Raw genomic sequence first — 20,494 nt, 5'->3', positions numbered from 1 at the left:
CCTCACATATTTCGCACAAATTCTTCAAACCATTTATACGCCTCCTCATCGTTCTTAGCTTGTATTGGAGGATGCTTAAAATAGAACGCTGAAACTTTAACTAGTGGTCCTCCTATTTTTCTATCTAATGCTAACTTTACTGCCCTTATCACATCTACTAATACTGCCGCGCAGTTTGACTTATCGTCTACTTCTAAGCTAGCTTCAACTTTTATAGGCATCCCTGCAAATCCAGAACCTTTAACGTAAACATAAGCAACTTTTGTATTACCTAAAAACGGTATGTAATCGCTGGGACCTATCCTTATTTTACCTTCTTTTTCTATCTCATCTTCATTCTCTAAAGTGCTTGTTACGGCTTTAGTTTTGCTTATTCTCTTAGATTGAAGTCTTTCTTCAGTTTTCATGTTTAAAAAGTCTGTATTTCCTCCAACATTTAATTGATAAGTTTCTTCAACTTTAACTCCTCTAAGCATAAAGAGCGATGTTATTGCCCTGTGGAAAATTGTAGCTCCTACTTGACCTTTTATATCATCTCCAGCTATTGGTAATCCTCTTTTTGCAAATTCTTCAGGAAATTTGCCAGTAGGGTCACTTGCAATAAATACTGGAATTGCATTTATGAATGCTACCCCTGCTTCTAAAGCTGCTCTGGCGTAAGTTCTAGAGGCCTCTTCACTTCCTACTGGTAATAAGTTTATTAAAATATCAGCTTTACTTTCCTTTAGTACATTTACAACGTCTTCTATGTTAACTTGCTCTTGAGTTGGATTAAATATTGATTTCATGTGTGGTGCTACTCCATCCATTACGGGTCCAGGCGAAACTTTAACTCCTGTTTTCTTCATTTCAACTATTTTTGGAGTTATATTAGAAGGTTGATAAATTGCCTCTGCAATGTCTTTTCCAATTTTATTTTTAGAAATATCAAACGCAGCTACTACTTCTATGTCAGTCACTTTGTAATTACCTACAATGGGAGTAATTAATCCTTCATAATAGCCGTCTCCTTTATTCTTATAATATTCAATTCCTTGGATAAGCATTGACGCACAATTTCCTAAACCGGCTATTGCTATTCTAATCATCACTTTTAAAGGGAAGATGTAGATTAAATATATATTGTTGATGAAAGGGATTTATCTGAGCAGTGAGGAAGTGGAGCGACACTGAGGTGATTATATGTTAAAGAGAATGAAAGCCATAATATATGGAAGAGTTCAAGGTGTAGGATTTAGGAGATTTGTTCAAATAAATGCGATGAGATTGGGAATAAAGGGATATGCAAAAAATTTAGATGACGGAACAGTAGAAGTTATTGCAGAAGGATACGAGGAGGCTTTAGATAAACTTCTTGATTATTTGAGACAAGGTCCTCCGTTATCTAAAGTTGAAAAGGTGGATTATGAAATAGAAGAGTATAAAGGAGAATTTGATTCTTTCGAAACATATTAGCTTATATACTACAGCTTAACATTTTATTTTGGTGTTCTTGTTGAGCCAATGGCAATAGAGAGGGAAGAAATTCTTCCCAAATACTGGTATAATATAATACCAGATCTTCCTAAACCACTTCCACCTCCAAGAGATCCTCCAGAAGCTGAATTTTCCAGGATAGATTTGTTAAGGAAAATAATGCCAAAGGAAGTTCTAAGACAACAGTTTACCGTAGAGAGGTTTATAAAAATTCCAGAAGAAGTAAGGGAAGCTTATCTAAATATAGGTAGACCTACTCCGTTAATGAGGGCAAAAAGGCTCGAAGAAATGCTAAACACTCCTGCAAAAATATACTTTAAATTTGAAGGAGCTACTCCAACTGGTTCGCATAAGATAAATACTGCATTACCTCAGGCATATTTCGCTAGGGCAGAAGGAGTAAATCATGTGGTTACAGAGACCGGTGCAGGGCAATGGGGTACCGCAGTGGCTTTAGCTGCAAGGATGTACAATATGGAATCTACAATTTTCATGGTAAAGGTAAGTTATGAGCAAAAACCTCAAAGAAGGACTGTTATGGAACTATATGGAGGAAAAGTTTACGCTAGTCCCACTAATTTGACGGAATATGGTAAGAAAGTTTTAGCTGAGAATCCATCTCATCCAGGGTCTTTAGGAGTTGCAATGAGTGAGGCAATAGAATATGCCCTGGCTAATAATTACAGATACTTAGTAGGTAGTGTATTAGACGTTGCAATACTTCATCAAAGCGTTATAGGTCAAGAAGCAATGAAACAAATGGATATTCTAGGAGATGAACCTGACATCCTAATAGGTTGCGTTGGCGGAGGAAGCAATTTTGGAGGTTTTGCATTTCCTTTCTTAGGAGCTAAAAGAGGAGAGAAGTTCATTGCAGTAGGATCTTATGAAATACCTAAATTTAGCCAAGGAGATTACATGTATGACTTCCCAGACAGTGCAGGATTATTGCCAATGGTAAAGATGATAACTTTAGGTAAGGACTATGTTCCACCACCAATATATGCAGGAGGACTTAGATATCACGGTGCAGCACCCTCATTAAGCCTACTTATAAGACAAGGAATGATAGAGTGGAGAGAATATAGCGAACCAGAAATATTTGAGGCTGCGAAATTATTTGCGGAAGCTCAAGGCATAGTTCCTGCGCCAGAATCTGCCCACGCAATAAAGGCTGTAATAGATGAAGCACTAAAAGCTAAGAAGAACAACGAGAAAAAGGTTATAGTATTCAATTTAAGCGGTCATGGATTACTGGATTTACCAAACTATGAGTTAATGATGAAAAGGTTATCAAAATGAGCAGAATATTAGTTTCTTATGCTACCTTAGGTTATCCTAAGGAAAGGGAGTACTTAGAATTTATTGACGGTTGTATTAGGGAAGGCTCGGATATTTTAGAGATAGGCGTTCCACCAAAGTATGCTAAATACGATGGTCCTGTTATAAGGAGAAGTTATAAGCAAGTGTCAACTTGGCTAAAAGATATCTGGCCTTTACTAAAGGAAACTAGGAACAGAGTAAAAATTCCTATAATTATTTTAACATATCTTGAAGACTGGTTACCTATACTTGATGATTTCCTATCTAATTTGTCAAAAATAGGAATAGATGGAATACTCTTTCCAGATTTACTAATAGATTACGTAGACGAATACGAGAAGTACGTTAAGATAATTAGAGATCATGGCTTAAAGGCAGTAATTTTCACTGCTCCTTCAGTTCCGGATCCTATGATCCAAAAAGTCTCTAAGATCTCTGATATTTTCTTATACTATGGAGTAAGGCCTACTACAGGAGTCCCAATTCCAGTCAGTGTTGATTCTTTAATTACAAGAATAAGGATTTTAGTAAATAATAAGCTAGTAGTTGGATTTGGATTATCTGACGTAGAAGATATGAGGAAAGCGCTGAGAGCAGGAGCAGACGGCATAGCCATAGGTACTGCGTACATTGAAGCTATAGAAAAAGGTGGAGTACAAGATGCAATAAATTTGGTAAAATACTTTAGAGGTGTTCTAAATGAGTTTTAAGGAGATCTTGGAAAAAATAACAGATAAACAAGACCTTAACGTGGAAGAGGCAGAGTTTATTGCCAACTCAATAATGAAGGGCGAGATACCGGAGCTAGTCTCATCTGCAGTACTTTCTTCACTTAAAACTAAGGGTGAGTCACCAGAGGAGATAATAGGTTTTGCAAAATCCATGAGAGCTAATGCGATAAAAGTAGATTTAGGAGATGTAGTCGACACTGCGGGTACTGGAGGAGACGGATTAGGAACTATAAACGTAAGTACTGCAACTGCAATTCTCTTAAGTCAAGTTTGCAAGGTAGCAAAGCACGGTAATAGAGCAGCAAGTAGCAAAAGCGGTAGTGCAGACTTTTTAGAGACTTTAGGTTACAATATAAATGTAACTCCAGATAAGGCAAAAGAATTAATTTCTAAGGATAATTTCGTATTCCTGTTTGCTCAGCTTTATCATCCTGCTATGAAGAACGTAGCAAATGTAAGGAAGACCCTAGGGATAAGGACTATATTTAATTTCCTAGGTCCTTTAACCAACCCCGCTATGGCGAGAAAGCAGGTAATGGGAATTTTCTCAAAGAAGTTTATGGATAAGATAGCAGATTCTGCAATTTCTCTTTCTTATGATAAACTTCTGATAATTCACGGTGAGCCTGGAATGGATGAGGTAAGCCCTTTAGGAGTTACGATAATATATGAAATTAAAGGTAACAATATTGATAAATACGAATTTAACTTTACAGATATTATAAAATATAGACCAAAGATATCAGAATTATTGGCTAATGATAGTAAAGAGTCGGTAATTAAGGTATTGAGAGCGTTTGCGGGAAAAGATAAGGCGGTAGAGGAGTTTATAAAAGTGAATTCCGCAGTAGCCTTATATTCCTGCGGTATTGTGAAAGACTTTAAAGATGGATACGAGTATTCTTCGCAGATAATTTCTACATCACTGAATAAACTGTTAGATATAATTTCACATAACGGTAACGTAAATGCACTCAAGAATTTTATGGCGATGGCCGATGTCAATTAAATTAAAGATATGCGGAATAGCCACACTTCAAGATGTTTTAGATATCTCAAGGATGAATGTAGATTACATCGGAATAGTAACAGATCCTATAAGCAAGAGGTATGCAAAAGATGATTTTGTTGATGTTGTCAAAAAGTTTTCATGCAAGCCAACAGTGTCAGTCAAGGTAAATGGAAAAATCCCTGAATTAATAGAAAAGACAAAGCATGCCGACTTATTACAGATACATAGGGTTTTGAACAATTCTGAGCTAGAGGAGTTAAGATCTTATGATAAGAGAGTTATATTATATGTTCCAGCAAGCGAGAAATATATGGATTATCTAAAAAATGCTATCGATTATTCAGATATGATATTGCTAGATTCTCTTAAGAAGGGAATTAGCATAGACCTAAGTTTCGTTAAGAAAGCAATAAAGGAATACAGCGTAGGTGTTGGAGGTGGGATAAATATAAATAATATTGACAATATAATAGAAATTAATCCAAAATGGATAGATATTTCGAGTGGAGTTGAAAAATATCCTGGAAAGAAAGATATGATAAAAGTAATAGAAATTGTGAAGCGTGTTAAAGCATGAATGTATATCCCATAACTTCCTTTGCTCAACCTTATGAAGTTTTTAAATGCATAAGGGCTAACGAAGACTTTGCTGCACTTTTAGAGAGTGTTAGTGGTCCTCAAAACAAGGCGAGATACAGTATAATAGCTTGGGGTAAGAAGGATTATCTATACTCAGATTCTTCAGAAGATATTGCAGACAAGCTTTATTCGATTTCAACTTATGGGGGTCTCTCAATTCCAGAATTTAACGCGTATATAGGTTATGTATCTTATGATGCAGTGAGGAAATGGGAGAGTGTGAAGGATATTAAGCCATTAGCAGAACCGTGGCCTACTGGTGAATTCTTTTTGCCAGAGGATATTATAATATATGATCATAATAGTGCAAAAGTTTACGTTAATGGTGACATAAGTGGGATTTCTAGCTGTGGGGAGATAGGTACTGTAAAATTTTCTGATTACGATAAATCTATGAATAAGAACGACTTTGAAGATTCTGTTAATGAAATTCTAGAATATATTAGGAATGGTTACGCGTTCCAAGTAGTCCTTTCTAGGTTTTATAGATTCACGTTTAGCGGCGACTTAATGAGGTTTTACTATAATCTTAGGAAAATTAATCCGTCACCTTACATGTTTTATCTTAAATTCAAGGATAGGGAACTTATAGGTTCTAGCCCAGAACTACTATTTTCAGTCCAAAACGGTGTTATAGAGTCTTATCCTATAGCTGGCACTAGACCTAGAGGGAATACACCAGAAGAAGACTTTGAATTAGAACAAGAGCTTCTCTCTTCTGAAAAAGAAAGGGCAGAGCATTTAATGCTAGTAGATTTAGCTAGGAACGATATAGGAAGAGTATGTTATCCAGGTACGGTAAAGGTTCCAGACTTTATGTATATAGAAAAGTACAGTTATGTTCAACACATTGTAAGCAGGGTGATAGGTACTTTAAAAAAAGGATTTACGCCAGTTGATGTATTAAAATCAACGTTTCCTGCGGGCACTGTAAGCGGCGCCCCAAAGCCTATGGCTATGAATATTATTGAAAACTTAGAGCCCTTTAAGAGAGGTCCTTACGCTGGAGCTGCAGGTTTTATATCTAAGGATTCCGCAGAGTTTGCTATTTCTATTAGGTCGGCTTTCGTTAACAAGGACTTATTTAGAATACAAGCAGGAGCAGGTATAGTATATGATTCCATTCCTGAAATGGAATATTTTGAGACTGAACATAAAATGAGGGCATTAAAAGTTGCAATGGGTGTTTAAAAATGGATTTAACTCTAATAATTGATAACTATGACAGTTTCGTTTATAATATTGCTCAAGCAGTAGGCGAGCTAGGAAGTTATCCTATAGTTGTAAGGAACGATGAAATAACTGTTAAAGGAATAGAAAGGATAAATCCAGATAGGATAATAATATCCCCTGGTCCTGGATCTCCTGATAAGAAAGAGGATATAGGAATAGTAATAGATGTTATAAAACAGCTTGGTAAAAGAATTCCTGTATTAGGAATATGCCTAGGCCATCAAGCTATAGGTTATGCGTTTGACGCTAAGATAAGGAAAGCAAAAGTGGTTTTCCACGGTAAATTAAGTGCTATACTTCAAAACTCTTCTGCAACAATTTATGATGGACTACCAAAGGAATTTAGGGCTACTAGATATCATAGCCTTGTAATCGATGATGTAAAACCCCCATTAATTATTGATGCATATTCTAAGGAAGATAATGAGATAATGGGAGTTCATCATGCAGAATATAAAATATTTGGAGTTCAATTTCATCCTGAAAGTATAGGTACACAAGTAGGGCAAAAGATATTTTATAATTTCCTAAATAGGGTATGATAATGGTTAGATTTCTAACAGGTTGGTTAAGGGACGTAGTTAATAATGCTTATAAAAGGCCTTATGTTGAGAAAGTTAGAGATAGACCTATTTTTCCATTAATTAATGCAATAAGGAAAGCTAAGGAAGAAAATATGAATCCTATTATAGCGGAATATAAAAGGGCTTCTCCTTCTGGATTTTCGGCTGATAGGAATCCTATAGAATATGTAAAGGAGATGGAGAGTTCTGGAGCAGTAGGAATTAGTGTATTAACTGAGGATAAATTTTTTTCTGGATCATATGATTATTTATTCACAATATCTCACGCTGTAAAAATTCCGATTTTAATGAAAGATTTTATAGTTACTGAAAAGCAGATAGATAATGCTTATAATTTAGGAGCAGATAGTATTTTACTTATAGTTAGAATTTTAACTGAGAGAGAACTGGAAAGTTTAATATTATACGCAAGGTCTTACAAGCTAGAGCCCTTAGTTGAGATTTTTGATGAAAGTGAACTAGATATAGCGTTAAACGCTGGAGCAAAAATTATTGGAGTTAATTCTAGGGATTTATTTACTTTCAATATTGATCAAGAGAGAGTTAAGAGAGTTTTACAGAAGATTCCAGCAAGCATTGTAAAAGTAGCAGAGAGCGGAATAAACTCCAGAGAACAGATAGACGACTTAAAAAAATACGGTGCTGATGCTTTTCTAATAGGAAGTTTCTTAATGAAAGAACCGAGTAAAATTAAAGAGCTAATCTAAACTAATATTCACAATGAGTTTTTCGCAAGCTATAGGTAATTTGACCGGAGAGTCTACTTTACTTTATCAAGATATAGCTAGAAGAGTTGAGAAGGAAAAAGGAATAAAAACTATTAACTTTGGAATAGGTCAACCTGATGTGGTAACTTTTAAGAGAATAAGGGATGAAGCAAAGAAAGCATTAGATGATGGTTATACAGCTTATACTCCAGCAAAAGGAGTAGACGAATTAAGGCAAAGAATTGCCGACTTCCTATCGCTAAAATATGGAGATAGAGTTAAGAAAGAAGAAATAATTATAACGCCAGGAGCTAAAACAGCTCTCTTCCTTTCATTTCTGCTCTATATAAATCCGGGAGATGAGGTAGTACTCTTTGATCCAGCATTTTATTCCTATGCTGAAGTAGTAAAATTACTTGGCGGTAAACCGGTTTATGTTAATATTAATTTTGATAAGGAAAAAGGATTTTATATAGATATTAATGATTTAACTTCTAAAATTACACAAAAGACAAAAATGATAGTATTAAATAATCCTCATAATCCTACTGGAATGGTTTTTGAGCCTAAACAGATAATGGAAATACAAGAAATTGCTAAAGAAAAGAAAATAGTGCTATTGTCAGATGAAATTTATGATTATTTTATCTATGAAGGAGAAATGAGGAGTGTTCTGCAAGACTCGGATTGGAGAGACTATGTTATTTATATTAACGGCTTTAGTAAAACTTTTTCAATGACAGGATGGCGTTTGGGTTATGTTGCGGCAAGGAAAGAGATAATAGATAAAATGGGGATTCTAGCTGCAAATATCTATACATGTCCTACCAGTTTTGCTCAAAAAGGAGCTTTAGCAGCATTTGACTCTTTTAATGAAGTAACCGAAATGATAAAACTATTCAAGAGAAGGAGAGATATTATGTTTTCAGAGCTTTCTAAAATAAATGGTATAGAAGTTTATAGGTCTCCTGGAGCATTTTATATGTTTCCTAATATGAAAAGAGTGGTAGAAAAAGTAGGGAATTCTAAAGAGTTAGCTATAAAATTGATAGAAGAAGCAGGTGTAATAACTATTCCAGGCGAAGTTTTTCCACTGAATGTTGGTAAAGACTTTCTACGGTTTAGCTTTGCAATAGACGAGGATAAAATTAAAGAAGGTGTTAGAAGGATTAAAGATGTAATAGAAAAAATAGTTGATGAGAAGAGCTAGAGCGATCAGTGAGCTAAACTCCCATGGACTGATTATACTTTTTCTATTATTACATCTTCTTTGTCCGATGGGATGTATTCTACTGTATTAATCTTTAGTGTTATTTTTACGTCATTCTCCACTCTCTTTATACTTTCTATCATATCGTTATTTGCATAAAGCTTTACATTTACTGGAGTTACTATAGACATTTTATTTTTAATTTTTGAAGTTCTTACCATTGAATTAAACTTCTTTACATAATCTCCTATTTTTTCTGCTCCATCATCCTCCTCTATATCCTCAATGTTAGGTAATTCTTCTAATAAGACGCTTATCTTATCTCCAAATAACCTTGAGTATATTTCTTCTGTTATATGTGGTACTATTGGGTGGAGGAGTATTATTATATCCTTCATTATTCTCCTTAAAGTGTACAGCGCAGATTGATCCTCGTTAAATAATCTATACTTAATAAGTTCCAAGTACTCATCTGCTACAGTTTCCCAGAAGTAATTGTAAAATTCATCAATTATTACATAAAAGTCATAAGAATTGTATGCATCAATTACTTTTTTAACAAATTTCTTATGCTTTATTAATATCCATTTATCTAAAATGTGAAGTTCTCTAGGTTTACTGATATCTTTCTCGTGAATAAATGGATAAGAAAGCCTACTGGCATTCCATAATTTTTGTAATAAGAGCTTCTTACCTCTTACGTTATCCCACTTAAATGGAAAGTCCTCTCCTATTGAAGCATCTAATAAAGTCATTCTTATCGCGTCTGCACCAAACTCATTTACTCTCTCTAAAGGGGATACGACGTTGCCTTTACTTTTGCTCATTCTGCTTCCGTCTGGCCCTAGAACTTGGCCATTTACTAGAACTTGTTTGAATGGCACGTTTCCTGTAAGCATTAATGTCCTGAAGAAAGTGTAGAATAACCATGTTCTAATTATGTCAGTTCCTTGAAGCCTTAGTGATGCAGGAAACGCCTTAGCAAACCTCTCCTTATTAGTGTAGAATCCTGACAAGTACAATACAGTGACACTAGAATCTATCCAAACGTCCGCAACATCAGTTATGGGCTTTAGAGGTAATCCACAGTAAGGGCATTTATCATAAGGAGGTTTAGCCTTTGTTGGATCTACTGGCAAATCTTCTTCTCTGGCGGGAATTAAATGGTTGTTATCACAGTACCAGAAAGGTAACGGAGTTCCGTAAATCCTTTGCCTACTTATGTTCCAATCCCATTCTAAACTCTTTATCCATTCTTCTAAATAGTAAGACATTCTAGATGGCTTGAATTGCATTTTTTTATATTCTTCTAGTAATTTATCCTTAAATTTCAGTACATCTATATAAATTTGTTTTTTAGTTAAAAATTCTATAGGAGATAAACAATCACTTCTCTCAGTGTGAGATAACACGTTATGTTTAATTTTTTCTATTTTTCTTACGTATCCTTTTTCCTTTAATATTTCAATCATTTTTTGTTTAGCTTGTGCTACTGTAAGTCCATCAATAATTCCGGTCCCTTTTATTCTTCCCCTATTATCTATAATTTCGGTGGAAGGTAAGTTATACTTAAGCTTCCATTTTATATCTTGTGGATCTCCGTAAGTACTAACCATTACTGCCCCAGTGCCGAAGTCCTTCTCTACTGCCTCATCAGCTATAATTTTAATTTCTTTATTAAAAACCGGAACTATTGCTGTTTTTCCTATAAGATTCTTGTACCTTTCATCTGTAGGGTTTACTACTACTGCTTGAGTAGCTGCAAGTAGTTCAGGTCTAGTAGTAGCTATTACTATTTCTCCTCCATCTTTTAGCGGGAAACCTATATACACTAGAACACCTTCTTTTTCTAGATAACCTACTTCGCTCTGCGCCACTGCAGTCTCGCATTTCGGGCACCAATATACGGGTCCTTCTTTAATTTTTACTATTCCCATTTTATGCATATCGAGTAAACTTTTCTGTATTGTTTTCCTATATTCTGATGAATATGTTTTATATTCAAAATCTTCCCAATCAGGTCTGTAACCCAGTCTCGTCATTGCGGTTTTCATTCTATTTATCATTTCGTTGGTCCATTCTATGCACTTTTGCAAGAATAATTCTCTATTTTCCTTAGGTACACCTAGCTTATACTGGACTTTTAATTCCGTAGGTAAACCTTGAGTATCCCATCCTTGTGGGATTAGAACGTTATACCCTTGAATTCTCTTAAACCTGGCAATAGTGTCAGCGATAGTTACCCAATATGCGTGTCCCATGTGAAGTTCTCCACTAGTAAATGGTGGAGGTGTATCTATGTAAAAAATGGGTTTATTACTGTTATCATCAAAACGAAATACTTTTTCCCAATATTCTTTACTTAACCAAAGATTTTCCCATTTAGATTCAATTTCTGCGGGGTTGTAATGCTTTGGCCATTCTTCCATTTTCTTTGTAACATATTCTTGGTTCAACAATAACTTACCACCTTATAAAACTTACAAATGAGTTACTTACAAAGCATATTTTATACTTTTCTTACATTCTAATTTTATGGAAAGTATTGCCATTATAGGTGGAGGAGTAAGCGGTTCTTATTTAGCCTATATGCTTTCTAATTCTGGTTATAATGTTACACTATTTGATATTAAAGAAAAGTACTTTAAACCATGCGGAGACGTAGTTCCAAACGTCTATAAGCCTAAATTTGAATGGGAAATAAAATATTATATTAAAAATTTTGCATTTTATCTAGATGGGGAAAGGATATATGATGTTAACTATAGGAATCCAAAATGGATTGTAATAGACAAGGCAGGATGGATAAATTCTATGAGGGAAAGAGTGAACCAAGTGATAACTACAACTCTTGATAAATCTAAATTCGATCTTGTCATAGACGCTAAAGGGCCGTATGATATGGATAGACAAGTGGTCTACACTACTAGAGCATTAATTGAAACAAGCGAGTTTAACGATGAAGCGATACTAGAATTTAATACGAAGTTTACTGGATTTTTCTGGATATTTCCAGACGAGGAAGGAGTTCTAAACGTCGGTGCAGGATTTATAGAAAATAAAAATTCGAAAGAACTCCTATTAAATTACATGCAGAGTAAGTTTAAGGAATATAAAGTCCTGGATATTAGAGGAGCTCCGATATCGATAGGCGGTATTAAAAATAAGTCCTTAAAAATTGGTGAGGCTAGAGGCTTAGTTTTTCCTATGAGTGGAGAAGGTATAAGGCCTTCTGCAATTTCAGCCGAAATCGCATACGAGGCAGTAACAAAAGGGAAGAATCTTAATGAGTATTTGTCCACTAATTTAAATAAAATTGAGCGGAGAATTGAGATACAAAGGAAATTCTTAGATTTGTATATGAAGTCTAACATTAATGCTAGAAAGTTCCTGCTTAGGACGTTCCTTAAAAATGATGTATTAATAGATGCTTTCCTTGAGGATAAATTAGATTTTGAAGGGATTATAGAATCAGCTAGGGGTATAAGATATGGTTCAATTATACGTTGAAAATTCAAAAAGTAGATCTGGAAAGCATGCAATAAGGACTTTACTATATAAAGTAGTTAATGGTAAACTTATTGAAGTAAAAGACGAAGGAAATAAAGTTCAATCAATTTATAAAGTAGGTGAAGCTAAAATTATTGATATTCACGATCCTGGAACTTACATTTACGTTAGATTAGTTAAAAATATTTACAATAGAATTTTAGGAGAAGTACTTGTTATAGATGATGGCTATATTTCATTGAAACTAAAGTATAGGAAATTAAAAATAAAGAGAATCGAGGGAGATACAAAATATTATGATAATGTAAAGGTATTATTTGAAACACTAAAGATTCCTATAAAGAGAGCAAACTTGAAGTGATGAGTATTGTTTAGCATAAAGCTTCTTGTTTTGGAGGATCCAATAAGGTTAAGAGACACATTTTATAGCATGGAGGAAATTTTAACTAACATTTGCAAACCAATAAGGCTGGGAGCATCGTATATTTGCTCAATTTCAAAGAGTACGCTAGTTAGCATTTACCTTAGTGGTAATTTCAAAAATTTTCAACTTATAATAGAAGTAGAAAGTGAAGACGCTGAAGAACTTACATTAACTTTGAATAATATTGTTAATGAGCTAAAGACTAAAGGAGTTCATGTAACTTTATTCAATACTTCCACGACTTCACTGTAAACTTCCTTTATCTTGTTTTCACTGTATTCGTTAATATTACCTTCGAGCTTAGCAATTGTATAACAAACAAACAGCTCATTATTAATTTTACATATTCCTTTTTTAAGTATATTTCCATACTTAAAGGGAATATTTACGTCAAAGAACTGTACCTTGTTATCAAGTAATGTACCAGAATATTTATTGAGTTTTATTCGAATATCTATAATTATAAATAACGAAGAATCGTCCTCAAGGAGAGTTACTTGATTTCCATCAAAAAAATACTTTATCATATTACGGGAACCAGCTCGCTACCGCAGTATGGGCATTTTCCCTTTAATCTTCTCTTATCTGCTTCGCAGAAGTATGCCTTATATTTCTTCTCGCATTTTGGACATTTATAAACTACGTCTACACCAATAGTAAGCTTTCTATTGCATATTCTGCAATATACTTGAAACCATCCTAAATGGCCATATGCATTACTGCCCTTTATTCTTACACTCATGATCTCTCCTTAACATCTACTTAGTATTGTATATATAATTTTCTGCAGAGGTTTTACCATCATGTTCAGACTAGGATTTAATATTTTGGATGATAAAATATAGCCAGATATGAAAGCTATAGTGGAGTATTATAAGCCAGAGATTATTAATGTTAACAATTTCCCTCTGGTGAGTATTAAAAAATATAAAGAAGAGGAAACGGATCACCTAGATGATCCAGAGTCTAAAATTATAGAAGGTGAAGTAGTTATTATTAAAATTAAAGGAAGCGAAATTATTAATTCCAATGTTGATTGTAAATATAAATTTCCTCTTCCTACTAAAATATTCAAAATAGGTGTACCTAAAGAATTTAATAATGAATACGCAAAAATTGATTATATAAATACAGCTATGGATTCCTTCGTTATAGGCCTAAATTTTGATATTAAGGATTATCCTTTTATAATTTTGGATACTAGTGACGGAACTAAGATTATTTCGTCTTCTGACATTACTGAAGTTAAACCTACGATAGTTAAGAATAAGAAGAAAAAGAAGAGTAAGAAATCAAAGAAGAAAAAGAATGCTAAGAAGTCTAGTAAGAAACGCAAAGTTAAGAGCAAGAGTGCTAGAAAGGGCTGAGGAATTTAAGCTTAATAATAAATCTGGAGAAAATGTTTGGTTTAGAGAGTTAGTGCTTTGCATTTTAACTTCTAACTCTTCTTTCATTGGTGCATATGTAGCACTGAATAATTTATACGACAAATTGTTTACTATAGATAAGGAAAAAGATATATCTAAAATTCTTAAGAGTTCTGGATATAGATTCTATAATTTGAAGGCAAAATATTTACTCAATGCAAGGAAATATTATGGTAACCTGAAAAAATGGATTTATCCTATAGCAAATAAAGACGAATATGAAGCTAGAGATGAACTCCTTCAGATTGAAGGAATAGGGATGAAAGAAGCAAGTCATTTCCTGAGAAACGTTGGATATTTCAATTTAGCAATATTAGATAGGCATATACTAAAATTTCTATCTTATTATTTTCCTTACAATAAAAGATCTTTATCAAAAAATGATTACATTTATATAGAGTCAGTTTTGAGAAGTGTATCTATTTCTTTAAATTTACCACCAGGTTTGCTTGATTTGTTTATATGGTATAAGGAGACTAATAAGTTAGTAAAATAAATAAAAGTATATAAACCAGAGATTTGTCATATATATGAGTTAAAAATGGTAACCTTAGTAAGCTTCAAAATTGATCAAGAAAGCTTAATTTTCTCTTCTTATATTACTTCTTCTTATGTTTTTTCATCATCATGGTAAAAATAAATTCTAGTTGTGGTGATATAAATGGAGCAAACTACTATACAATCTAATTCTCTCAATAAAGAAAATCTAAATATCTTAATAACCGACCCAGTAGCTGACGTAATGTTAAACACGCTAAAAGAAAAGGGATTCCATGTAGACTATCAACCAGAGATTTCTAAAGAAGAGTTACTAAAGATAATAGAGAATTATGATATAATAGTAGTAAGAAGTAGAACAAAAGTAACTAGAGATGTTATAGAAAGAGGAAAAAGGCTCAAAATAATTGCTAGAGCAGGAATAGGATTAGATAACATTGATACTGATGCCGCTCAAGAAAGAGAAATAAAGATAGTTTATGCTCCTGGTGCATCTACAGATTCTGCAGTAGAATTAACAATAGGACTTATGGTAGCAGGAGCTAGGAAAATGTACACGTCGATGACATTAGCTAAGAGTGGTATATTCAAGAAAATAGAAGGCTTAGAGCTTGCAGGAAAAACAATAGGAATAATAGGATTCGGAAGGATAGGCACTAAACTTGGAATAATTGCAAAGGCAATGGGAATGAAAGTATTAGCTTATGATGTAGTAGACATAAAGGATAGGGCAGTACAATTAGGAATAACTCCAGTAACGTTAGAGGAATTGTTAAAACAATCTGACGTTATTTCTTTACATGTAACTGTAAGTAAGAACGCTAAGCCAATCTTAGATGAGAAGGCATTCGAAATGATGAAGGATAATGTAATTATAGTAAATACTAGCAGAGCAGCAGCTATTGATGGGCAAGTCTTGCTAAAGTACATAAATAACGGTAAAGTTTATGCATATGCGGCAGATGTCTTATGGCATGAGCAGCCTAAAGAAGAGTGGGAATTCGAGCTGTTGAAGCATGAGAGAGTTACAATAACTACTCATATTGGTGCGCAAACAAAAGAGGCACAATATAGAGTAGCAGTAACCACTACCGAGAACTTACTTGATGCTATAAAGGAACTAGGTGTTAAGATTTGATTTTAATACCTGGTCCAGTTAATGTACCTCAAAGCGTTTCTTTTGCAACGACCAGAGTTGTTAATCATAGATCCGATGAATTTAGAGAAGTAGTGAAGTCATTAGAAGAGAAAATGAGAAATCATTTTAACTCTAACAGGGTTGCATTGCTTACTGGTTCTGGTACGTTAGCTGTAGAATCAATGGTTTTCTCACTCCTAAAGAGAGGAGAAAAAGTAATAGTGTTCACTTACGGAGAGTTCAGTAATAGATTATTGGATTCCATAAATAGGAGAGGCTGTATAGCAAAGGTTTACTCGAAGCCTGCAGGAGAAGGATTTTCTTTAGAAGAAGTAAAAGTAGCCTTAGAGGAAAATAAAGATGCAGATGCTGTAGCTTTAGTTCATAATGAAACAAGTACTGGGATAGCGTTTAGAAATCTAGGGGAAGTAAGTAAGGCAGTTAAAGGTTCTGGTAAGAAGTTTTTAGTTGATTCAGTTTCTGGATTCGCTGCGTACGAAATTGATGTTAATAATTGGCGTGTTGATGCAGTAGCTACTGGTAGTCAAAAAGCATTAGCCTCAGTACCGGGAATGGGGTTCGTAGCATTATCAGAGGAAGGAATAAATGACCTTCATGATGACGATCTTCCAAATTATCTTAATTTAAAATTGGCGTTAAAATTCCAAGATAAGTATGAAACTCCGTTTACACCTTCAACAGGGGCATTCTTTGCCTCATTAAGGGCAGCAGAGCTTTTAGAGATGGAAGGGCTTAAAAATAGGATAAGGAGACATGAAGCTTGTAGCAGTTATTTAAGATCTGTACTATCTAAGATCAATTTCTCGCTGTTCGGTAACGAGAGTAATTTCTCTAATACTGTAGTAGCGGGAGTTGCTCCTATTCCTTCCAAGTCTCTTAGGGACGAGTTGAAAAAACGTGGAATAGAAATAAGCGGTGGTATGGGAGAATTAAAGGATAAGATAATTAGGATAGGAATACTTGGAGTAGTAGACGATAGAGCAATATCCAGATTGCTTATAGCGCTTTCTGATGTGTTAAAGCAAGATATTGAAGTTAAACCGCCAGAAGATTGTAAACTTCCTGACTTCTTGATGCAAGAAGTTATATGGTAAGGTAAATTTATTTTCCTAGATTATTATCTTCTTAAGATGTCTGAATTAGATATTGTTAACAGGTTGAACGATGCTTATATCGAATCGTGGAAGAAGAGATTAACTATTTATGAAATTGCAAGAATAATTAGTGCCAGGGCTTTACAGCTTGCAATGGGGGCAGTACCTTTAATAGATATATCTGAATTTAAGCTCGAGCAATTAAATTCAATATCTATTGCAGAGGAAGAATTAAAGAGGGGAGTTTTACCTGTAACTATTAGAAGGAGGTTCCCTAATGGTAAAGTAGAGTTAATATCAGTAAAGGAAGTTTTAGGGGGTTAATTATATCCTGTAATCCAAGGAATTATACATTAATTATAGCTGAAAAACCTAAAGCGGCTAGGAAGATAGTAGATGCTTTTTCTTCAAAATTCATAACTTGTAAATCTAATTCCGCATTATATTGGATAATTCCTTCAAAAAATTTGATAATAGCGTCAGCTGTAGGTCATTTATTTAATTTAACTGGTCCTTCAGGATTTCCTGTATATGATGTTGAATGGAAACCATTATGGGAGATTGATAAGAAATCTTACTACACTAGAAAGTATTTGCTTCTACTCCAGAAACTATGCAAGTATGCTAAAGAATACATAAATGCTTGTGACTATGATATAGAAGGTTCAGTAATTGGATATATGATAATAAAAAATTTTGGAGATTTAAGGAAAGCTAAAAGAATGAAATTTTCTTCACTAACTAAAGAGGAGTTGATCAAATCCTTCAATAATTTACAGCCATTAGATTATAATATGGTGAATGCGGGGGTAGCCAGGCATGTTGTTGATTGGCTTTGGGGAATAAATGTTAGTAGAGCTTTAATGCGTGCAGTAAAAGACGTTTCAAAGAAGAGCGTGATATTGAGTGCTGGAAGAGTACAGAGTCCAACGTTAATAGAAGTTGTTAAAAGACATATCGATAGGGAAACCTTTGTTCCTTTACCTTATTTCAAAGTAGAACTGAAAATTAAGCTAGGAAATTTAGTAACTACAGTATTTTTAGACCAAGAGTTTTATAATATAGCAGACGCTAGATCGGTAATAGTAAAAATAAAGAAAGATAAATTAATAATTGATAGAAATATTTTAAGTAAGGATAAAATTATTAGACCACCTCCTTTCAATTTAGGAGACTTACAATTAGAAGCAGGAAGGTTATTCAGATTATCACCTTATAGAACTGAAAGGATAGGAGAAGAGCTCTATCTAGACGGAGTAATAAGTTATCCTAGAACTAACAGTCAAAGGATACCAGCAACAGTAAATATTAATGAGATTGTATCGGGATTATCTCAAAGATTTGAGAAATTAATAAATGAATTGAAATTCATGACTAACGGAAAGTTTATGGTCAGACAAGGTAGTAAAGATGATCCAGCTCATCCAGCTATTTACCCTACTGGAGCTGTTCCTAAAAAACTTGGCAAGCAGGAAAGTGAAGTTTACGAACTTATTGTGAGAAGATTCTTAGCGTCAATATCTAGAGATGCGGAAGTTACTAAGCAAAGGATTATTTTAAAATTTGAGAAAGAGAGATTCAACTTACAGTTAAGTTTTCAAAAAATAACTTATGAAGGATGGTTAAATATTTATCCTTACCATAAATTTGAAAATGAGGATATTCTTAGCGTTAATGAAGGCAATGAAGTAGAAATAGTATCAATTAAGCCAAGGCTTTTATTGACTAAACCTTCTACAAAATTTACTAGGGTTTCTTTACTTAAATGGATGGAAGATGCAAAAATAGGTACTGAGGCTACTAGAGGGAAAATTATAGAGACTTTATTTCAAAGAAAATATGTTGGTACGCAGAGAAGCTATATCTACCCAACAAAGCTAGGTATGATTGTTTCAGAAGTTCTTGAAAAATACTTTAATGAATTGACTAACGTTAAAATGACTGCAGATATGGAAGATAAGTTAAATGAAATCGTTTACGGTGAGGCTAATAAAGATGAAGTAATTGAAGAAGTTAAAAATAAAATTTCCAAATATTTTGAAAAATATAATAGAGAAATTATAGGAATAGAATTAGCAAAAGGATTGAATTTAGTTAGTTATAAGAAATGTAAACTATGTGATTTTGAATCAGAAAATAATGGGTTATGTAAGTATCATTTAACAGCTAAGGAAAAATTAGATGAAGCAATAAAAACCTGGAGTGATAGAACAGAGTTTGATACACAGACTATTCTAAAGTATATCAAGGGAAGTAAATCCACAGGAAAATTAATAAGCGATATATTATCTATTTAACTTAATGATGTTAGACATGCCAACTGAACGATGAAGTGCACTTGGGGTAACTGATTTATAACGCCTTAAACTTTTCAGTCCAAGCTTCATATGCTTTAAGGAGTTCTTGATTAACGCTAGGCTTCCTTATTTTTAAGACTTCTTTAAAGTCTTCCGTAGTTATCTCTCTAGGTTCTGACAAGTTCTTCTCAAACATTTCTTTCACTACCCTCATGTGAGCTGACTGAATTATATCCCTTATATCGCTTGCAGAATAACCTTCAGTGATGTTGGCTAATTCTTGGAGATTAACATTACTTAGCTTCACTTTTGATGTATAATTTTTGAACAATTCTAATCTCTGATTAAAATCTGGTAACGGTACATAAATTCTTTTTTGAAATCTCCTTAAGAACGGTTCATCAAGTCTCCAAGGTTTATTAGTAGCGCCTATAACATAAACCATGGAGTTTTCATTCTTGTCCATTATTCCGTCCATTTCCTTTAAGAACTGGTTTCTAACTCTAACTTCTCCGCCTACTTCAGAAGTATATGTTCCAAGTAATGCGTCAATTTCATCAACGAAGATTATAGCTGGTTTATTATCTTTCTTGGAATATTCTCTTGCAGTGTTGAATATTTTAGCAACATTCTTTTCAGCTTCTCCTAACCATTTTGACATGATAGATGCTGCATCAACATGAATAAAGTAAGAATCTATTTCATTTGCTACTGCTGCAGCAAGCATTGTTTTTCCATTGCCTGGAGGTCCATATAATAGGATCCCTCTAGGCCATCCTAACGGGAATAAGTCAGGTCTCCTTGAAGGATATATTATGGACTCTTTTAGTGCTTCTTTTACATCGTCTAAGCCAACAATATCTGAGAAGGAAACTTTAGGTTTTTCTTTCATAACTAATTCATCATCAGTTTTTTGCGTGTTATCTTCTTGAGGCGTATCAGGTAACATATTCTCAAGAGCGTTTACACGTTTCTTATATTCGTCAATCATTTGCTCGTAAGCTTGCCTTGTTGGAGAATTCGGATATAAAACTACTATTTGAGTTAAAACGTCTATTGCTTTCTTATAATAAGTTACTGCTTCATCTTTATTACCTTCTTTATCCGCTCTAACTGCAGTTATAGCGTATTTCCTTGCCATCTCCTCTAGCATTACTGGTGCGCTCATTT

Annotated in this window: 23 protein-coding genes; 18 read left to right on the top strand and 5 right to left on the bottom strand. The window is 33.9% G+C overall.

The genetic code is table 11. From position 1 onward, the window contains the following. Positions 1 to 2: 2 nt before the first annotated feature. The gene (locus HS5_RS13940; RefSeq protein ID WP_236753600.1) at positions 3 to 1,088 is read right to left on the bottom strand and encodes an inositol-3-phosphate synthase; all 1,086 of its coding nucleotides are present in this window, start codon (positions 1,086 to 1,088) and stop codon (positions 3 to 5) included. Between the two features lie 94 nt (positions 1,089 to 1,182). Here HS5_RS13940 and HS5_RS13935 point away from each other — a divergent pair, with 94 nt between their 5' ends. From HS5_RS13935 to HS5_RS13895, 9 genes are read left to right on the top strand one after another with little or no spacing between them, the layout of a single operon-like run. After that, positions 1,183 to 1,455 carry an acylphosphatase gene (locus HS5_RS13935; RefSeq protein WP_236751960.1) on the top strand — a complete coding sequence of 91 codons (273 nt, stop codon included), beginning with the start codon at positions 1,183 to 1,185 and terminating at the stop codon, positions 1,453 to 1,455. Between the two features lie 48 nt (positions 1,456 to 1,503). Then, a complete protein-coding gene (locus HS5_RS13930) occupies positions 1,504 to 2,778 on the top strand; it encodes a TrpB-like pyridoxal phosphate-dependent enzyme (RefSeq protein ID WP_236751959.1) in 1,275 nt (424 codons plus the stop codon). After that, a complete protein-coding gene (gene trpA, locus HS5_RS13925) occupies positions 2,775 to 3,509 on the top strand; it encodes a tryptophan synthase subunit alpha (RefSeq protein ID WP_236751958.1) in 735 nt (244 codons plus the stop codon). Before HS5_RS13930 ends, trpA begins: the two co-directional genes overlap by 4 nt. After that, complete coding sequence (gene trpD, locus HS5_RS13920; RefSeq protein WP_236751957.1) at positions 3,499 to 4,539, top strand: anthranilate phosphoribosyltransferase; 1,041 nt, start codon at positions 3,499 to 3,501, stop codon at positions 4,537 to 4,539. Before trpA ends, trpD begins: the two co-directional genes overlap by 11 nt. Further along, positions 4,529 to 5,119: an N-(5'-phosphoribosyl)anthranilate isomerase gene (locus HS5_RS13915; RefSeq protein WP_236751956.1), complete on the top strand. Its 591-nt coding sequence runs from the start codon at positions 4,529 to 4,531 to the stop codon at positions 5,117 to 5,119. Before trpD ends, HS5_RS13915 begins: the two co-directional genes overlap by 11 nt. After that, positions 5,116 to 6,372 carry an anthranilate synthase component I gene (locus tag HS5_RS13910; RefSeq protein WP_236751955.1) on the top strand — a complete coding sequence of 419 codons (1,257 nt, stop codon included), beginning with the start codon at positions 5,116 to 5,118 and terminating at the stop codon, positions 6,370 to 6,372. The genes HS5_RS13915 and HS5_RS13910 overlap by 4 nt, the downstream gene beginning before the upstream one ends. A gap of 2 nt (positions 6,373 to 6,374) precedes the next feature. After that, entirely contained in the window at positions 6,375 to 6,956 is a 582-nt protein-coding gene (locus HS5_RS13905; RefSeq protein ID WP_236751954.1) for an aminodeoxychorismate/anthranilate synthase component II, read from the top strand. 2 nt (positions 6,957 to 6,958) lie between these two features. Continuing rightward, entirely contained in the window at positions 6,959 to 7,705 is a 747-nt protein-coding gene (trpC, locus tag HS5_RS13900; protein ID WP_236751953.1) for an indole-3-glycerol phosphate synthase TrpC, read from the top strand. A gap of 13 nt (positions 7,706 to 7,718) precedes the next feature. Next, positions 7,719 to 8,915: a pyridoxal phosphate-dependent aminotransferase gene (locus HS5_RS13895; protein WP_236751952.1), complete on the top strand. Its 1,197-nt coding sequence runs from the start codon at positions 7,719 to 7,721 to the stop codon at positions 8,913 to 8,915. 32 nt (positions 8,916 to 8,947) lie between these two features. On the opposite strand, the gene HS5_RS13890 is transcribed toward HS5_RS13895, so the two are convergent. After that, a complete protein-coding gene (locus HS5_RS13890) occupies positions 8,948 to 11,344 on the bottom strand; it encodes a valine--tRNA ligase (RefSeq protein WP_236753599.1) in 2,397 nt (798 codons plus the stop codon). Between the two features lie 106 nt (positions 11,345 to 11,450). Between HS5_RS13890 and HS5_RS13885 the strand changes: the two genes are divergently transcribed. From HS5_RS13885 to HS5_RS13875, 3 genes are read left to right on the top strand one after another with little or no spacing between them, the layout of a single operon-like run. Then, positions 11,451 to 12,425 (top strand): NAD(P)/FAD-dependent oxidoreductase, encoded by a 975-nt coding sequence (locus tag HS5_RS13885; RefSeq protein ID WP_236751951.1) that lies wholly within the window; start codon positions 11,451 to 11,453, stop codon positions 12,423 to 12,425. Continuing rightward, complete coding sequence (locus tag HS5_RS13880; protein ID WP_236751950.1) at positions 12,406 to 12,786, top strand: hypothetical protein; 381 nt, start codon at positions 12,406 to 12,408, stop codon at positions 12,784 to 12,786. The genes HS5_RS13885 and HS5_RS13880 overlap by 20 nt, the downstream gene beginning before the upstream one ends. 6 nt (positions 12,787 to 12,792) lie before the next feature. After that, positions 12,793 to 13,101, top strand: coding sequence for a hypothetical protein (locus tag HS5_RS13875; protein WP_236751949.1), 309 nt, complete (start codon positions 12,793 to 12,795; stop codon positions 13,099 to 13,101). Here the strand turns inward: HS5_RS13875 and HS5_RS13870 are convergent. Next, complete coding sequence (locus HS5_RS13870) at positions 13,062 to 13,376, bottom strand: hypothetical protein (protein ID WP_236751948.1); 315 nt, start codon at positions 13,374 to 13,376, stop codon at positions 13,062 to 13,064. The two genes, HS5_RS13875 and HS5_RS13870, sit on opposite strands and share 40 nt — an antisense overlap. Continuing rightward, entirely contained in the window at positions 13,373 to 13,591 is a 219-nt protein-coding gene (locus HS5_RS13865) for a hypothetical protein (protein ID WP_236751947.1), read from the bottom strand. The genes HS5_RS13870 and HS5_RS13865 overlap by 4 nt, the downstream gene beginning before the upstream one ends. Before the next feature lie 109 nt (positions 13,592 to 13,700). Between HS5_RS13865 and HS5_RS13860 the strand changes: the two genes are divergently transcribed. The 6 genes from HS5_RS13860 (at position 13,701) to HS5_RS13835 (ending at position 19,324) form a co-directional block, all read left to right on the top strand. Beyond that, on the top strand, positions 13,701 to 14,216 hold the full coding sequence (locus HS5_RS13860) for a hypothetical protein (RefSeq protein WP_236751946.1): 516 nt from the start codon (positions 13,701 to 13,703) through the stop codon (positions 14,214 to 14,216). Further along, positions 14,158 to 14,772 carry an N-glycosylase/DNA lyase gene (locus HS5_RS13855; protein ID WP_236751945.1) on the top strand — a complete coding sequence of 205 codons (615 nt, stop codon included), beginning with the start codon at positions 14,158 to 14,160 and terminating at the stop codon, positions 14,770 to 14,772. Before HS5_RS13860 ends, HS5_RS13855 begins: the two co-directional genes overlap by 59 nt. 165 nt (positions 14,773 to 14,937) lie before the next feature. Next, complete coding sequence (locus HS5_RS13850) at positions 14,938 to 15,912, top strand: NAD(P)-dependent oxidoreductase (protein WP_236751944.1); 975 nt, start codon at positions 14,938 to 14,940, stop codon at positions 15,910 to 15,912. Further along, entirely contained in the window at positions 15,909 to 17,027 is a 1,119-nt protein-coding gene (locus tag HS5_RS13845) for an alanine--glyoxylate aminotransferase family protein (RefSeq protein WP_236751943.1), read from the top strand. Before HS5_RS13850 ends, HS5_RS13845 begins: the two co-directional genes overlap by 4 nt. A gap of 36 nt (positions 17,028 to 17,063) precedes the next feature. Next, on the top strand, positions 17,064 to 17,351 hold the full coding sequence (locus HS5_RS13840) for a DNA-directed RNA polymerase subunit K (RefSeq protein WP_236751942.1): 288 nt from the start codon (positions 17,064 to 17,066) through the stop codon (positions 17,349 to 17,351). Beyond that, on the top strand, positions 17,351 to 19,324 hold the full coding sequence (locus HS5_RS13835; protein ID WP_236753598.1) for a DNA topoisomerase I: 1,974 nt from the start codon (positions 17,351 to 17,353) through the stop codon (positions 19,322 to 19,324). Before HS5_RS13840 ends, HS5_RS13835 begins: the two co-directional genes overlap by 1 nt. A 55-nt stretch (positions 19,325 to 19,379) precedes the next feature. Here the strand turns inward: HS5_RS13835 and cdvC are convergent, their stop codons facing one another. Continuing rightward, positions 19,380 to 20,492, bottom strand: a complete 1,113-nt coding sequence (gene cdvC / locus HS5_RS13830; RefSeq protein WP_236751941.1) for a cell division protein CdvC — start codon at positions 20,490 to 20,492, stop codon at positions 19,380 to 19,382. Positions 20,493 to 20,494: the final 2 nt, after the last annotated feature.

Origin of the sequence: Acidianus sp. HS-5, from assembly GCF_021655615.1 — an archaeon.
Lineage (GTDB): Archaea > Thermoproteota > Thermoprotei_A > Sulfolobales > Sulfolobaceae > Acidianus.
The sequence above is the reverse complement of the archived record's forward strand: the minus strand, read 5'-3'. Positions and strand labels throughout refer to the sequence as shown.